General features: G+C 42.5%; 14 protein-coding genes. 13 read left to right on the top strand and 1 reads right to left on the bottom strand.

Annotated elements, in window-relative coordinates; translation table 11 throughout:
• The first annotated feature begins 104 nt into the window (after positions 1-104).
• From NYE58_RS29150 to NYE58_RS29135, 4 genes are all read left to right on the top strand, one after another.
• Positions 105-3,839 (top strand): immunoglobulin-like domain-containing protein, encoded by a 3,735-nt coding sequence (locus tag NYE58_RS29150; protein ID WP_341003668.1) that lies wholly within the window; start codon positions 105-107, stop codon positions 3,837-3,839.
• 182 nt (positions 3,840-4,021) lie between these two features.
• A complete protein-coding gene (locus NYE58_RS29145; protein WP_076221057.1) occupies positions 4,022-5,188 on the top strand; it encodes a GGDEF domain-containing protein in 1,167 nt (388 codons plus the stop codon).
• An 18-nt stretch (positions 5,189-5,206) separates the two neighbouring features.
• Positions 5,207-6,379 carry a GGDEF domain-containing protein gene (locus tag NYE58_RS29140; protein ID WP_341003666.1) on the top strand — a complete coding sequence of 391 codons (1,173 nt, stop codon included), beginning with the start codon at positions 5,207-5,209 and terminating at the stop codon, positions 6,377-6,379.
• A gap of 336 nt (positions 6,380-6,715) precedes the next feature.
• Positions 6,716-7,903 (top strand): glycosyltransferase, encoded by a 1,188-nt coding sequence (locus tag NYE58_RS29135; protein WP_076218581.1) that lies wholly within the window; start codon positions 6,716-6,718, stop codon positions 7,901-7,903.
• A 92-nt stretch (positions 7,904-7,995) separates the two neighbouring features.
• Here NYE58_RS29135 and NYE58_RS29130 read toward each other — a convergent pair whose 3' ends face one another.
• Complete coding sequence (locus tag NYE58_RS29130; RefSeq protein ID WP_341004309.1) at positions 7,996-8,982, bottom strand: diaminopimelate dehydrogenase; 987 nt, start codon at positions 8,980-8,982, stop codon at positions 7,996-7,998.
• A 231-nt stretch (positions 8,983-9,213) separates the two neighbouring features.
• Between NYE58_RS29130 and NYE58_RS29125 the strand changes: the two genes are divergently transcribed.
• From NYE58_RS29125 to minD, 9 genes are all read left to right on the top strand, one after another.
• Positions 9,214-10,437 carry an SPOR domain-containing protein gene (locus NYE58_RS29125; protein WP_341003664.1) on the top strand — a complete coding sequence of 408 codons (1,224 nt, stop codon included), beginning with the start codon at positions 9,214-9,216 and terminating at the stop codon, positions 10,435-10,437.
• Positions 10,438-10,637: 200 nt separating this feature from the next.
• Positions 10,638-10,883 carry a DUF4321 domain-containing protein gene (locus NYE58_RS29120; protein ID WP_036685144.1) on the top strand — a complete coding sequence of 82 codons (246 nt, stop codon included), beginning with the start codon at positions 10,638-10,640 and terminating at the stop codon, positions 10,881-10,883.
• A 34-nt stretch (positions 10,884-10,917) separates the two neighbouring features.
• The gene (locus NYE58_RS29115) at positions 10,918-11,514 is read left to right on the top strand and encodes a Maf family protein (protein WP_248549647.1); all 597 of its coding nucleotides are present in this window, start codon (positions 10,918-10,920) and stop codon (positions 11,512-11,514) included.
• Positions 11,515-11,539: 25 nt separating this feature from the next.
• Positions 11,540-12,229, top strand: a complete 690-nt coding sequence (gene radC / locus NYE58_RS29110; RefSeq protein WP_036685147.1) for a RadC family protein — start codon at positions 11,540-11,542, stop codon at positions 12,227-12,229.
• 38 nt (positions 12,230-12,267) lie between these two features.
• On the top strand, positions 12,268-13,302 hold the full coding sequence (locus tag NYE58_RS29105) for a rod shape-determining protein (RefSeq protein ID WP_036685150.1): 1,035 nt from the start codon (positions 12,268-12,270) through the stop codon (positions 13,300-13,302).
• Positions 13,303-13,364: 62 nt separating this feature from the next.
• Positions 13,365-14,243, top strand: a complete 879-nt coding sequence (gene mreC / locus NYE58_RS29100) for a rod shape-determining protein MreC (RefSeq protein WP_076218578.1) — start codon at positions 13,365-13,367, stop codon at positions 14,241-14,243.
• Positions 14,243-14,773 (top strand): rod shape-determining protein MreD, encoded by a 531-nt coding sequence (mreD, locus tag NYE58_RS29095; RefSeq protein ID WP_081386380.1) that lies wholly within the window; start codon positions 14,243-14,245, stop codon positions 14,771-14,773. The genes mreC and mreD overlap by 1 nt, the downstream gene beginning before the upstream one ends.
• Positions 14,774-14,852: 79 nt before the next feature.
• The gene (minC, locus tag NYE58_RS29090) at positions 14,853-15,512 is read left to right on the top strand and encodes a septum site-determining protein MinC (protein WP_036685154.1); all 660 of its coding nucleotides are present in this window, start codon (positions 14,853-14,855) and stop codon (positions 15,510-15,512) included.
• 5 nt (positions 15,513-15,517) lie between these two features.
• Positions 15,518-16,312, top strand: a complete 795-nt coding sequence (gene minD, locus NYE58_RS29085; protein WP_076218577.1) for a septum site-determining protein MinD — start codon at positions 15,518-15,520, stop codon at positions 16,310-16,312.
• The last annotated feature ends 427 nt before the right edge of the window (positions 16,313-16,739 follow it).

Here is a 16,739-nt window from a genome sequence, read left to right as displayed (position 1 = left end):
ATGAAAAGAATATGTACTTATTTAATATGGTAAAAAAAACCTATAGTATATACCAATAGTCTTGTATAGTAATAGTAATGATATAAGGAAAAGGAGAATACAGAATGATAGCCCCAAAGAAACACAAATATTTTATAGGTATGCTTTGTTTATTACTTATTTTTACGTATTCAATGCCAGCATTAGCAAAAAACACTGTTGAAAGACAACACTGGGCAGCTCAAACCATCGCCACATGGAATGAAAAGGGATTGCTAGATATTAATGAGAATATCTCGATTTCACCTGATCAGCGAGTCACACGTGGAGAATTAATTGCATTGATAAACAATGTTTTTGGTTATGAAGATACAACATCTACTGAATTTGTGGACATCCCTATTAATGCGTGGTATCAAAAGGATGTTGAGAAAGCTGTTAATGCTGGATATTTAAAAGGCATTATGAATTCAAAAGGTCAGTTAGAGGCTGGAGCGGAACAAAAAGTAACACGTCAAGAAGCGATGACATTAATCAGTAAAGCGTTTGATTTTCAGTATAGTGAAGCAGATCAGAATTCGCTTAAAAAATTTGTGGATTATAAAAAAATTGCTCCCTATGCCTATGACAATCTTACATATGCTATAAATAAAGGATTTCTCTCTGGTTTTCCTGATAAAACCTTAAGACCAGGTGACCAAGTTACCTTTGCAGAGGCACTGACGATATTAAATAATATATCCGGAGAAATAATTACAAAAGAAGGAACTTATAGCACGATGTACAAAAATAACGTAGTGGTGAATACCCCTAACGTTACATTTAGTAATACGACAATTCAGGGTGATCTGTATCTTGTTGAAGGAATTGGTGCAGGTGATGTTACTTTGGATCACGTAACTATTAAAGGGGATATATATGTACGGGGCGGTGGAGAAAACAGCATTAAGCTCAATGATTCTACTGTAGAGGGTAAACTGTCGGTTGCAAAACAAAACGGTAAGGTTAGAGTTTTGACTACAGGGAGTACACATATCCCTAGTGGAGAGCTTTACAGTGGGGCAATTATACAGTCCGATAATGGAAACATTGATAATATCAAGGTTGTAAACAATGCAGCAGATCATTTAATCAAGTTGGCTGGAAATTATAAAAAGGTCGAGCTAGCTTCAGTTAATACGAGAGTGAATTTTACTAACGGAAATATAGATCATTTAGAAGTTATTAATCCCTTAAGCTCTCCTAATAAACTTCCTTATATTCTTATTCTTGATAAAGGTACTACAATTTCGAAGATGCTTATCAAAGCAGGAATTAATTTATCTGGTGAAGGCGAGATAGATTATGCGAAGGTCGAAGTTAATAATGTATCATTTGAGTTTACACCGAAGAAACTGGAATTGCTAGAGGGTATAACCCCAACCCTGAAAAATACGCAACTTAATACTGGCGCTGTAGTGGGCGGAGCCAGTGGTGGTGGTAGCGATAGTGGTAGTGGTAGTGGTAGTGGTAGTGGTAGTGGTAGTGGTAGTGGTAGTGGAGGAGGGTCAGAAAGTATTGTTGATCCAGATGAAGAGGATGTTTTACAAGCTAAATCAGCATTGTTACTTGAAATTGACTCAGAAAATGTCATGAGCAATTTAGTATTACCCTCTAAAGGCTTAAATGAAACTACTATATCGTGGAATTCTTCTAATCCTGAAGTTTTACAAGCTAACGGTACTATCAGTCGTCCTGGGTTAGGAGAACCTGATGTTAGCGTTTTATTAACGGCTACGATAGTCAAAGGGGGATTTTCAGTTAACAAGCAGTTTGAAGTGATTATTAAAGCTAAACAACAAGTAGAAGTGGATGAAGATGATCGTCTTGCCTTACAGGAGGCAAAGCTGGTATTCACCTTAGGAGATACTAGTCAGGTTACGCAGAATTTGATTTTGCCAACTATGACCCAGGATGGTATTAGTATTGTCTGGACCTCTCAAAATCCAGAGATTGTTAGCGAGAGTGGTCATATTTACAGGTTAGAATCAGTGGATAGGGATGTTGTCTTGAACGCGACGCTTACAAAAGGTAACATTCAAGTCACAAAAGATTTTGTGATTATCGTAAAATCCATTCGGTTTGACACTATTTCAAGTGATCTTCTTGCCGCTAAAGAAGCCTTGGATTTAGGAGATACAAGTTCAGTAACCGGAGATGTTTATTTACCTACAAAAGGATTAAATAATACTTTGATTATTTGGCACTCAGATAATACTAATGTGATCTCTGCCAAGGGTAAAGTGACAAGACCAGAGTTTGGAGAACCTGACGCAACGGTTACATTAACCGCTACGATATCCAAAGAAGAGGTTTTGACATCTAAAGTTTTCAACGTCACTGTAAAAGCAAAACTTGAGGGTTCCCTGAAGAGTTTTGTATACAATGGATATAAAGCTTCTATTGACAACTCCAAGGGGCAGGTTAATTTGCTTGTACCAAGGTCAACAAAGCTTGAAGATGGGATTATTAACTTCGTTACTACGAACGGAACCTTAGCTATTGATGGGATACCAATAACTGAAGGTCAAGCAGTTAAACTCCAATCTAAACAGGAGATAACTGTTACTGAAGAAGGAAAAGAAGTAAATAGCTATCTGCTCATTGTGGAAGTACTAGAGTCGGGATTGCCAGCAGTAATTATTACCACGGAGGCTAACCAGGCAATTCTTGATAAAGAAAATAAAATTGACGCAGCTATGAAGATCGTTGATGGAAGCACTCAAACCTATGGAGTAGGATTGTACGATGGCGCTATCACGATTAAGGGCAGAGGAAACAGTTCTTGGAATATGCCTAAAAAATCATATGCAGTTTCTATAACGAATTCAGCTCCCGTCCTAAATATGCCAAAAGATGAAGATTGGGTACTTATTGCTAATTATGCGGATAAGACACTCTTGCGAAATTATACGGCATATAATCTTGGCGAAATGATAGGTATGAAGTATAGCCCAAGAATGAGGTATGTAGATCTATTCCTAAATGGAGAATACCTAGGGAATTATCTCATAGGGGAAAAAATAGATATATCAAAATCACGTTTAAATATTAATAAACTGAGTGCAAATGATACATCTGAAGAGTCGATAACTGGTGGATATTTGATTGAGAAAGACTGGTTAAATAGATTGGATGTAGATGATAACTATTTTCAGACAACACGAATCGCTGGTGAAAATGTTTTTGCCATAAAAAAGCCAAAATCAAATAAGATTAATTCACAACAATTAAGTTATATCAGTACTTATTTTGAGGAAGCTGAAAAAGCATTGTACAGTGATCATTTTACGGATATATCAACGGGATATAATAAGTATTTTGATGTTGATTCTGTCATCGATTGGTACTTAATCAATGAGATTTTTAAGAATGCAGATGCTGCCTTTGGAACTAGTGTTTATTTCTACAAAGACAAAGGCGGAAAACTATCAATGGGGCCGCTCTGGGATTTTGACATTGGTGGGGGAAATATAAACTATGCTGATTGTGACGACCCTGAACAATTTTATATTAAAAATGCAGAGTGGATATCCAGATTTTTCGAAGATCCGAAATTTGTTCAACGTGTAAAAGAACGATGGACAGAGATCAAAGGTAATCAACTACCTGCTATGTTTAGTTTAATTAATCAAACTAGCTCAACACTAGAACTTTCTCAGAGATATAATTTTGAGAAATGGCCAGTTCTGGGAATGGACATATGGCCTAACCCCGATGGTTGGCAAGATCGGATTACGTATGATTCAGAGGTGGATTATTTTATAAATTGGTTAACCAAACGTATTCAATGGTTAGATGACGCATTTTTAAAAATGTAAATTGAAATAGAGCTACAAAAGCACTTCCCCCGAGCTCCGTGCAGGGGGAAGTGCTTTTTTGTATACTTAAGCGGTGTATGTACATTCTAAAAAATGAAATAAATAGGGTATTTGCTGAACTAGCCATTGAGTGCTATAGTGCTGTCAGTAGAGGATCAATTTTTCCGTGTAGGTGGTGACTCATGGACTCCCAGCTTGATATCAAAACGTTAGTGTATTTATTTATTTTTGGAAATCTATTTATATTGCTGCTGATAACCAATTACCGGAGGAGCGCTCCTAAAGACAGGGCATCCACCTTATTCATACGCTCAAAGGCGGTGCAGCTGCTCTTCTGGTGTTCATTATTATTATGGGGTCATATCCCCCGCGCTTTATCCATTCCACTTAGCAACGCTTTGATTCTTTTAGGCTGCTGTCTGGAGATTATTGCTTTATTGCTGATGATGGGAATCCTTGGTCAGCGGATAAAGTTGTATTACATAACGCTTTCCATACTTAGTTCGATTACTTTTAGTATTGTAGCGATCTTCTTTCATCATTCCAGCTGGCGCATAGCCTGTACCTCATTATGGTCGATACTGTTTATTGTCTATCCAGCTTACCACCTCACGGTGAACCCCAAAGGCACCCCTCTTCAGAAGATACTCGGAATATTGTTTTACGCTTTTGCAGGGATTATGCTGCTCCGCGCGATTGTTGCATTGATCTGGGAGCCAGAGATGAACGTGTTCACAACTAATCTTTCGCAGTATTTATATTACCTGGGGATGTATTTATTGTTGATTGTGGGAGCCGCAGGCTTTATTCTACTTTCTAACGAGCATTCCTTTGTAAAACTGAAACGAATCGCTAGCTACGATGATCTGACTGGAATCCTTAACCGTGGAGCATTTCTTGAGGAAGCTGAGGTACGGCTTGAGAAGGCAGTTGCTGAGCAAGAGTACTTTTCGTTTATGCTGCTGGATTTGGATCATTTCAAAGAAATCAATGATACATACGGCCATGATACCGGCGATGTGGTTCTGGAAGAATTCGCATTGACGATTAAGGACAACCTCGAAAACAGCGATTTATTCGGCAGGCTTGGCGGCGAGGAATTTGCAGTTATCCTTTGCGGGCTGGATGAAGCTAGCTGTGACCGGAAAGCTGAAGTGTTACGAAAGGCAGTAATGAAGACACCTCCACAAAAACTCTTACAAGGCTATACAGTTAGTATAGGTGTAATTACAATCATGCCGGATCAGGAGATCTGGATAAATAAGTTGTACAAGCTGAGTGATAAAGCGTTATACCAAGCCAAACAAGAAGGAAGAAACCGAGTGGTCAGATACAATTATATTTATTGAGCTTGGAGAATACAGGGGGTGAAATTCACTAACATGCATCTGGATCTCAAGACACTGCTGGTCTGCCTCTTTATGTGGCAATCCTTTACGGTATTGCTTATTGTCGTCTATCGTTTGCGTTACGCGCAGGAACGGACTTCTACCTTCTTTGTCACGGCAAAATATTTGCAGCTGGCAGCTTTAATTCTCCTTTTGCTGAATGATTTCACAGACTCACGACTTCCCATTCCTATCAGTATGCTGCTTGCTCTAGCTGGAGGTACGCTGGAAAGCTTAGCGCTTCTGATGCTTCTCAGAGTTTTTGGGAGTAGGATTGAACGATATTATACGATCCTGTTCGGAGTATCCATTGTCATCATAGTGCTACTGCATTTAATTATGCCAGATGAGCGGTTCGTTATGGCTGCAACTTGTCTATTTGGGATTATGATCATAGTTTTGCCTGCTTACATATTAGCTGTGAAGATTAGAGAAACCTCTCTCCAGCGAACCATAGGATTGTTGTACTTTGTTGTAATTTTAGCGCTGGTTAGCAAGGGACTTGAACCGTTTTATTTGATGTTAGGATGGAATGCTCAGACCTCTCACTGGCTGCAGATATTTTTTTATCTGGGGATTTATTTGCTTATGTTCTTAGGAACTGCAGGCATCATGCTGCTTTATAGGGAGGATTCCTTTACAGAATTGGAACGGGTGGCCACTTATGATGTGTTGACAGGTATTTTGAATCGCAGATCCTTTGTACAGCGCGCCCGGCCTTTAATAGCTGCCTCAGCAATGAAGAAGCTGCCGTATTCTTTTTTACTGCTGGATGTGGATCACTTTAAACGCATAAACGATACCTACGGCCACAATACCGGCGACCACGTTCTAAAGGATCTGGCTCATAAAATAAAACAGCAGCTTGGCAATGGTGATCTGTTCGGAAGATTCGGTGGTGAGGAGTTCACTGTGCTGCTGCATAGAGCCGATGAACAAAACAGTGATATGATTGCAGAGCGGATGCGCACAGCCGTTACAGGGGCGGTCATTCATGGTGTACCCTTGCATTACACGATAAGTGTTGGCATCATCACGGTGGATTCAGGTGAACGATACTCATTGAACACTCTTTACAAACTTAGTGACACTGCATTGTATCAGGCTAAGAAAAAGGGCCGGAACTGTGTAGTTAGAAGCTACGACATCTAAAGTGTCTTCCATTCGACAATAAGCGAGGGAGACGCTTTTTTTGTATGCAAAGAGGCGTAGTACATATTACCTAACGTTTCAAACTCTATAAATTGAGCAATTCATGATTATGTATGCCGTGAAAAAGGGGTTTTGAGTCTATTTTTCAGAAAAGGCGGCGTTTTATAAGGGGAAATCGTGATGGATTTCTGGAAACTCAGAAAAAAACTTAAAAAATTTTAGACTTCTCCTATAAATCGACAAAACTTTTAAGTGAAATGAGTTACTATTGAACTGCATCTAAAGTTTCAGTTAGTAGATGGGGGTTTTTATTACAAAATACAAGGAGCCAGAGTCATGCGAGAAAGAATGCTGTTCCTATCAGCCCAGAATCAAACCGCAGAGGATTTAGAAGGAGAAATGAGAACAGGGAGTATTCTCGAGATTTTGCTTGGGAAATTTGATATAGATTTGCTGACGTACGGTAGTGCCAATCAAACCGTGTCTATAAAGGAGCGGACGGCACTTACGGTTCATAACATTAATGAAGATTATACGACCTGGAGGCCAATGCTGCGCCCCTTACATAAATTGCGGAATTTCTCAAATTTGAGTCATATAGATAAAGATATGAAAAACACTATTTTGGAGCTTTGCCGTTCAAATAATTATAAGCATGTATTTATATCGCATGTCCTACTGGGAAAATGTATTGATATGGTGCGGAACCTGCTTCCAGAAGCCAGTGTGATCACAGATACCTATAGTTTTGCAAACGGAAGCGGAGGATCTGCCGGAGAGACTGGGAAGTTAAGCAGGAATAATCCGTATAATAAACTCAATGCTGCATGGGATCGTAGGAATAAACGGCGATTAATGAATAAAACGGGTCTACTTTTAGCAACCTCGGAATGGGATGCACTAGCGTTCAAATCTCTATCATTTGCTGATGCCCGTAAGGTTCATGTTGTCCCTCACTTCATCAAGATGAATGAGTATGAGACTTTTGCAGAGCCTGTGACTAAAGAAAATTTAATTGTGCTGCACTGGAATATGAATATGAGACTGGGAATAGATGCAGCCCGAGTATTCTTTAAAAAAACCTATCCCATGATTAAGGAGCAAGTGCCCGATATCAAAAGTTATATTATCAGCTCAGAGGTTCACCCGGAGGTCATGACTTTGATTAAGGAAGATGAATCGGTCATAGTCACTGGACCAGTTAATTCCTCCGCTGAATACATACGACGTTCTAAAGCTGTTTTGGTGCCTATCCTTGAAGGCTGCGAAGTTTCTAGAAATATACTGGAATCCTGGGCGCTCAAAACGCCGGTGGTTACTAGCTCTATCATGTGTGAGAAGCTGAATTGTGAGCATAACCGAAATATTTTGTTGGCTAATACCTCGGTTGAGATTGTTGGAAGTGTATTGAATTTACTGAAAAATCCTGAGCTTGGCGCCATTATTGCGGATCGTGCGCATGAGACTTTGTTGAAAAATTACGAAATGAATCATGTTAAGAGTAAGATTCTTAGTCTTGTATAGAGGGTTGTCAGACATGAGGCTTGCTGCTCTGGACAACAAATAACCCGCGAGGACCATTAAAAGTCCTACGCGGGTTATTTGTTGACAGGATTTTAGAGCAAGTTGCGGCGCAGTTCTTCTGGTGATTTTGGAGACAACATCCCAAGTGGAATATCGAAAACAGTACGCGCTCCGTTTTGACCTTCTTGACTCATACGCTGAGCAGCTCTGGCATAAGCCACAAGCACACTAGCTGTAAATTCAGGATTGCTTTCCAGCTTCAGGCCGAATTCAACAATTTGTTTCGTGCCTTCTCCTGTTACCCCACTGCGAATAACAAACCCGCCGTGCGGAATACCGCTATGCTGAGCTGCCAGTTCTTCTTCAGTGATGAAAGTAACCGTAGTATCATAATCTGCAAAATAGTTCGGCATATTCACAATTTCTTCGCGAATGCGCTCTTGATCTGCACCTGCCTCAGCTACTACAAAACACTCTCTAAGATGTTTTTCACGAGTAGTAAGTTCTGGTGTTTCACCCGCACGGATGGCCTCGATAACCTCTTGTACTGGAACAGTATACTGTACGCCCCCTTTAACGCCTTCTACTCTGCGAATGGCATCAGAGTGACCTTGGCTGACGCCTTTACCCCAGAAAGTATATTCTTTACCTTGTGGAAGAATAGCTTCAGCTAGCAGACGGTTCATGGAGAACAGGCCTGGATCCCAGCCCGTAGAAATTACGCTGAGTGTTCCGCCTTGTTTAGCTGCGGCATCAACGGTCGCAAAGAACTCAGGGATTTTGGCATGAGTGTCAAAGCTGTCCACGGTATTAAACATCCGGGCAATAGCTGGTGTCTGTTCTGGCAGATCGGTAGCCGATCCTCCGCACAGAATCATAACATCTACTTTTCCCTTATATTGTTCGACGGCAGAGATATGCTCGAATTTCACACCGGTTTCACCGGCTTCCAGTTGTCCAGGCTCTCTGCGCGTAAAGATCGCAACCAGCTCGATATCTTCACTTTGGTTAATAGCCTTACGTACACCTTTTCCTAAATTACCGTAGCCCACAATTGCTGCTTGAATTTTTTGTTTCAGAAAAAGCCCTCCTAAACTGTAATGAACTAAAATCCTATTTCTAGCTTAACTAGTATAGTGTACACTTTTAGCTCTTTTTATATAGTATATAAAAGTTACATGTAATGTAAACTGAATCCGTATAACTTTCATTATTCATTTGGCTATAAAAATAGCATATCTCTCTATTGTCTATCATATATTTCCATATAGATTAGATGAGGTGAGGTGTTACTGTTGAATAACGGAAGAATGACATTCCGATTTGACGTGAATAAGGACGAGCCTAAGCCAAAACCGCAGGTAGTGGAGCGCTGGTCCAGTGGCGGACTGGGTACAGCTGAAGAATATGCAGAGGAGCTGCGCAAGGAGGTCGGTCCAGCACAGCAGCATACTTGGGTGCAAGAACCTGATCTACGCTCTACGCGTGAGGCACCACCGGAGGATGCTTACGACTATTACTCAGGAACTGTAGATCCACGCCAGCAAGAATGGGACGAACAGGATAGAGATTTCAGAAATACGCAGCAATCGTATCTGCTCTCAGATTTGGTACTGGATGACAGAGATAAATCAGCAGAGGTTTATACGGGAGGTTATGGGGGCTCATATCATACTCGTCGCCCATCGTATTGGTGGAAATTATCCCTGTCTGTGGTGGGGGCCATCGGCACAGGTCTACTGCTTGGGTATGCGGCGCTTTCCTTTTTTTATGGAGGAAACATGGACAGTAGTTCAGGAACCGGGATAACAGATACATTGGCTACTTCAGGGCAGACTTCCGGAGCTAATGATCCAGCAGGTGTAGGAACCTCGGGATTGCCGGTTACGGGCACAGATGATGCCGGCAAAAACAGTATTCCTGTTCAAGTGGCTGCGCAAAGCTACTACCTGCTGCAGTATGGCGTATTCAGTACGCCGGCAGGCGCGGAACAAGCTAGACAAGAGCTGTTGGACGCTGGCTTGGCTGCGGGCTTGGACCCTGCTGACGGAAATCGTGTATATGCCGGAATGTCCTCTGACCGTGAACAAGCTAAGCTGCTCAGCAGTGGACTGAAGAATCAAGGGATTGAGCTTTATGTAAGAGAGGTGGATCTTCCCGGAGTGGAACGATTAGGATTTGCCGGAAATGCGGAGGCTGTGAATAGTTATTTTGCGGTGAGTGGACAGTTGCTCAGTGAACTAAGCAGTCAATCCGCTTCTTTACTCAGTGGCGGACAAACGGATGCGGCAGCTAATACCTCAGCTGTGAGTGATCTTCATCTCCAATGGAGTGAAGCTGTTAAAGCTCTGGAGCAAGGCATAACGCCTGAAGCCAAAAGCATTTGCGCAGCGCTAGAAAAATCTATGAGCCAAGGAATTTCAGCACTGAGTGAATATAACAAGAACAAGGTGCAAGCCCTGCTTTGGGAAGTGCAGGAATCCATGCTGAGCTTCTTGACCAGCCAAAAACAGCTGCTGTCTGCTATGAATTGAATGCTTGGATTTGCGGATTCAAAATAACAGCAAGTCTCCGGGGAGTTGGGGGCTTGTTGTTTTTTTCGGAGAGGGGTATCGTTCCGCAACTTTTAGGGCAAAAGGTGGTAAACATTACCGTAGGGGATTTTACGTTTGTATTGATCACCGTTTCACCGTATAATAATTAGGGTGTCAAAAAATGGCGAGGGAAGACTGAGATGAAGAAGAAAAATGTAGGAACACTGCTGTTATTTCTAATTCTAGGCTGGCTGGCTGGAGCCTGGATCGCCAAGCTGCTGCAGCCCGTAAAGGCTCTGTCTTTTCTAACAACATCGACTGTGCTCAAATGGTCTCCGCGAGCCGATTTAGACATCATAACCTATGACATCACTATTCATTTGAAATTGTGCATGCTTAGTCTCGCCGGTATTATTACAGCTGTATGGCTGTACCGCAGACTGTAACTCTCGTTACTGAGCAAGAAGGGACGTTTACAACGTGGACAACTCACCACTCATTATTCTAGCCTCAGGTTCACCGCGTCGACGTGAGCTGTTATCCTTACTGGGTTTACCCTTTGAGGTCATTACCAGCGAAGCTGATGAGAGCACACCGCCGGATTGGACGCCGGAGAGAATCGTGCGCAGTCTAGCTTTGCGAAAAGCAGAAGCCGTAGTAGCTACAGCCGGAGAGCGTAACGCAGTCATTATAGGAAGCGACACAATTGTTGTACTAGATGATACTGTGCTAGGCAAACCGGTGGACAAGCTGGACAGCAAAGCGATGCTTACCAGACTTCAGGGCCGAACTCATAAGGTATACACGGGTGTAGCCTGCCTCGGACTCCCGAATGGGAAGACTATAGTGGAGCACCGTGTTACTTCCGTAACGATGAGGGCAATGACTGAAGAGGAAATTGCTGCTTATATAGCTACGGGAGAGCCCGCTGATAAGGCTGGCTCTTATGCGATACAAGGGCTTGGGTCCATTTTGGTGGAACGAATTGAAGGCTGTTATTTCAATGTAGTCGGATTGCCTTTGTCGCTTCTTGGCGAAATGCTATCCGAGTTCGGTATAACTGTATTGAGCCGGTAGGAAGCCTGGGGAAAGAGGGATAGGGATGGAGTCGCAACCAATTATGCTGCGGGACCTCCCCCATGAAGAACGACCTAGAGAGCGCATGATGCATTATGGGGCGGAATCATTAAGTCAAGCGGAGTTGTTAGCCATTCTGCTGCGTACGGGAACACGCCGCGAGTCGGCTATTCATATTGCACAGCAGATGCTGGGGAAGATCGGTGGCCTGCGTGGGCTAGTTGACCTTAGCATCGAAGAACTGACCAAAATCAACGGTATCGGTCCTGCCAAGGCCGTACAACTAAAAGCAGGCATCGAACTGGGAAGGCGCCTTGCGAATTCCAGGTTCAATATGCCGGTCATTATCCGCTGTCCTGGGGACGCTGCTGAGATTCTGACTGAGCAATTGCGTTATTTGCAAAAGGAGCATTTTGTCTGTCTGTTTCTGAACACGAAGAATCATGTGATTGGACAAGAAACATTGTCCATGGGCAGCCTGAATGCTTCGATCGTTCATCCTCGTGAGGTATTCAGAGCAGCTATAAAATGCAGTAGCGCCTCTATTATATGCGCGCACAATCATCCTAGTGGTGATCCAACACCTAGTCCAGAAGATATTTCCCTAACTGCTAGATTGCTTCAGGCAGGTGAGATTATCGGAATAGATGTGCTGGACCATCTAATTATCGGAGATAGCAGTTTCGTAAGCTTGAAAGAAAAAGGACATATGTAATATAAATGTAGATTTACTTAGGAAAAGGAGAAATTAGCATGTTGGGTGGTTTCACAAAAGATTTAGGAATTGACTTGGGGACAGCGAATACGCTTGTCTACGTACGCGGTAAGGGTGTTGTTGTAAGAGAGCCTTCCGTTGTAGCCATTAACACTGATACTAAGACGATTGAAGCTGTGGGTGAATCCGCCAAAAAAATGATCGGTCGTACACCTGGAAACATCCGTGCGATCCGTCCGATGAAAGATGGCGTTATCGCTGATTTTGATACAACGGCTACGATGATTAAATATTTTATTCGTCAAGCACAGAAACAGCGTTCTATGTTCCAGCGTCATCCTAATGTAATGGTCTGCGTGCCATCTGGCATTACTGCTGTAGAGCAACGTGCGGTAGAAGATGCTACCAAACAAGCTGGAGCTCGCGAAGCTTACATTATCGAAGAGCCTTTTGCTGCTGCTATCGGCGCGGATCTGCCAGTATGGGAGCCTACAGGTAGTATGGTTGTAGATATCGGTGGAGGTACAACTGAAGTTGCTGTAATTTCGCTCGGCGGTATTGTTACTAGCCGTTCAGTGCGTGTTGCAGGTGATGAAGCGGATGAGTCCATCATTCAATACATCAAACGTCAATACAATCTGATGATCGGTGAACGTACTTCGGAGCAGCTCAAAATGGATGTTGGCTCTGCCCTTCCTCTTGAAAAGGCTGAAACCATGGAAATTCGCGGCCGTGATCTCGTAACAGGTCTGCCAAAAACACTTACAATTACTTCTGATGAAATCTGTGAAGCTTTGTCTGACACAGTGAATGCTATTATTGAAGCTGTTAAAGTAACGTTGGAAAAATGTCCGCCAGAGCTTGCAGCAGATATTATGGATCGTGGAATTGTTTTGACAGGTGGGGGAGCTTTGCTTCGCAACTTGGATAAGCTGCTTGCACGTGAGACGGGAATGCCGGTTATTGTTGCTGAGAATCCACTGGACTGTGTAGCTATTGGAACCGGTAAGGCACTTGAGAACATTCATTTGTTCAAGAGCCGCAGCGGATCCAGTCTTCGTTCGAAGAGATAAGATGATGTTCTACCACTTGTGTAAGTCAACCCCTGTTATGGGAGAAATACTGTTGTTAGAGGGTGTTGAAACTGTTTAAACTCTTAAGCAATAAACGTCTGTTTATTCTGTTGATTACACTGGTGCTGTTCATTGTGGTAATGGGCTTCAGCTTGGCAACAAGGAAAGGCTTGTCCTGGCCGGAGAACTTTCTCAGAGATTCGACTGGTTTCGTGCAAAAAATGTTCTACAAGCCCGCTGGATATGTAGCGGGCTTGTTTGAAGATATTGGAAATCTGAGTGATCTTGCTAAAGAAAATGAACAGCTTAAAATTATGGCTGCCCAGTATGCACGTGATAAAGCCCAGTATAATTTTATTAAAGCACAGAATGAAGACTTGGAAAAAAAATGGCAATTCACTAAAGAACAGAAGAATTTGTATAAGTATGAATATCGTATTGCGCAAGTAATTAGCCAGACTACAGAACCAAGCAACAGCACCATTGTAATTGATTTAGGCTCCAAAGATGGTGTCAGACCTAATATGTCTGTTATTTCAACCGATGGTCTGGTAGGTGTTATCAGTCAAGTTAGCAATTTCACTTCTACTGTGAAACTGATGACCATGATGGACACTAATGATCCTAATTCCCAGCCGCCTATTGCGGCAACTGCCTTTAATAAAGAGGGTAAGTCCTTTGGGATGATTGAGAGTTATAATCCAGAGACGAACAGACTGCTGATGACCAAGATTCCACCGGGTGATCCTATTGCAGTGGAGGATACTATTCTGTCTTCCGGTATTGGAGGCTTGTATCCAAGGGGGTTGACAATAGGCACAGTTGAAAGCGTCGATGTTGGTGAATTTGGATTAACCTCCACAGCAGTGATAAAGCCTTCAGCAGAATTTCAGGACTGGAAGCATTTGATTGTTGTGTTTACGGAGGAGCGTGCTGAATAGTGAATATGCGCAGATCAGTTCTTATTCTGATACTGTTCCTCTTATTTATTGTGGAGGGAACCATCTTACCTTGGCTGATTCCAGATGTGTGGCAGATGCGAATCATTCCGAATTTGGTTTTTGTAGTGTTATTGTTCGTGACTATATATCATCATCGGCATACAGCACTTATATTGGGATTATGTTTTGGAATGCTGCATGATGTCGTTTTTTACGGCAGAATTCTTGGAGCACACTCTTTTGCGATGGGATTGTCGGCTTATTTAATCGGCCTTTTATTTCAGATTCCACGTGCTCCGCTGCCCCTTATGATGACTGTGGTTCTGCTTGGAAGTCTACTTGGGGATAGTATACTATTTGGTATCTATAGTGTATTTAATCTTAATCAAGAACCTTATAGCTGGGCGATTTTGAATCACATGCTGCCGACGATGCTTTTTCATTTTGCCATCGGGCTACTCTTCTACATACCGGTTCGGCGCCAGCTTGAGCTAATCAAGAAAGAAACGAATAAGGAAGAAGCGGCTTAAAGAGCTTCTATTTTCTTTCTATACAAAGCAGGAATTTAAGGGGCCCGGCACGAATGAATGAGGATAGGGGGCCAGGCATATGACAGTAAAATCCAAGCATGTAAGGATTAAGGGCATCAAGGATGGCCTGATATTCCTGCTAGACGACAAATGTCCCTTTGAAGATCTTCTGAGCGAGCTTCGCTATAAGCTGGAGCACAGCCATCAAAATATTTTAACTGGACCGATTGTACATGTGGACATAAAGCTGGGCAATCGTACCGTAACTGAGGAAGACAAGGAAGCTGTGCTGGAGATTCTTAAGGGACAGGGAAATCTGTTGATTCGATCTATAGAGGCGCTTCCAGCGCCCGGCAGTGAGGATAATGACGCATTGTTTCTGATGAGCGGAATTCTACGTTCCGGTCAGGTGCTGCACCATAACGGAAATCTTCTATATCTGGGGGATGTGAACCCTGGGGGGACCATAACCTGTTCAGGCGATATTTATATACTAGGTTCGCTAAGAGGGATGGCGCATGCTGGAGTAGACGGGAATGAGGAAGCAATTATAGCTGCTTCTTTAATGTCTCCAACGCAGCTGCGAATTGCCGATATTATTAGTCGTCCGCCCGATGAATGGGAAACCCGAGAAAGCAGTATGGAATTTGCATATTTAACAAACGGAGCTATGCAGATCGATAAGATTCATAATTTGGTCAAATTACGTCAGGATTTAAATGTGTTTAAAGGGGTGTAGCCTCCATGGGAGAAGCGATAGTCGTAACCTCGGGCAAAGGCGGAGTTGGCAAAACAACCACAACAGCCAACATTGGAACCGCACTTGCACTGCAGGGCAAAAAAGTATGTCTCGTCGATACCGACATTGGACTGCGTAATCTGGATGTAGTTATGGGGCTTGAGAATCGTATTATTTATGATCTTGTGGATGTAGCGGAAGGACGTTGCCGCCTTAATCAAGCGCTCGTTAAAGACAAGCGCTTTGATGAATTGTATATGCTGCCTGCAGCTCAAACAAAGGATAAAACGGCTGTCTCTCCTGAACAAGTAAGAGATATCATTCTTGAACTAAAGAAGGAATATGAGTATGTTCTGATCGATTGTCCGGCAGGAATCGAGCACGGCTTCCGCAATGCGATTGCCGGTGCGGATAAAGCGATTGTGGTTACCACACCAGAGCATGCCGCTGTACGGGATGCCGATCGTATAATCGGACTATTAGAACAGTCGAGTGTGGAATCGCCGAAATTGGTGGTAAACCGTATTCGCCCAGGTCTTGTGAAGTCTGGGGATATGCTTGATATTGAGGATATATTACAGGTGCTGAACATTGATCTTATCGGAATTGTTCCGGATGATGAATTAGTCATTAAAGCCGCAAATAACGGAGAACCTACAGTTATGAATCCCGATTCTTCAGCTGCTATTGCCTATCGCAATATTGCACGCCGAATTCTAGGTGATGCTGTACCCCTGATGCAGCTTGACCGGAAACCGGGAGCATTTAAGAAACTTAAGAAATTTTTCGGCATGTCCTAGTCTTAAGTCTAGCGATTTTACTATAAAAACATAATTGATCCCATCCATAGAGAAATCTACGGATGGGATTTTTTGTATTATAATAGGCAATGATACAATGCAAAGAATTGTGGCTCATGGTACATAAACAAATTCGGATGACCTTCCCTATGGAAAAATGAAAGAAGAAAAGTTACTGTGAACAGATGATAGAGAGTTACTGGGCAGACCCGATATGCTGTCCATGCTGTAAGCACCGAATGTTGCTTGTGGTCATTTGGCACACAGAATATGGACGGATTTATTATTATGACGAGAAGTGAGAATATAAAAATCAAAAGAAATGAGTAATACTAAGGAATGAAAAAAGAGGAAGGTCAAAAGAGGCAATAGGATAAGGAAAGGGAACAGTCCCTATGGAGTCCATAGGAGGAAGATATGAAGCCTG

This window comes from Paenibacillus sp. FSL L8-0708 (assembly GCF_038009325.1).
Taxonomy (GTDB): domain Bacteria; phylum Bacillota; class Bacilli; order Paenibacillales; family Paenibacillaceae; genus Paenibacillus_AQ; species Paenibacillus_AQ odorifer.
The sequence above is the reverse complement of the archived record's forward strand: the minus strand, read 5'-3'. Positions and strand labels throughout refer to the sequence as shown.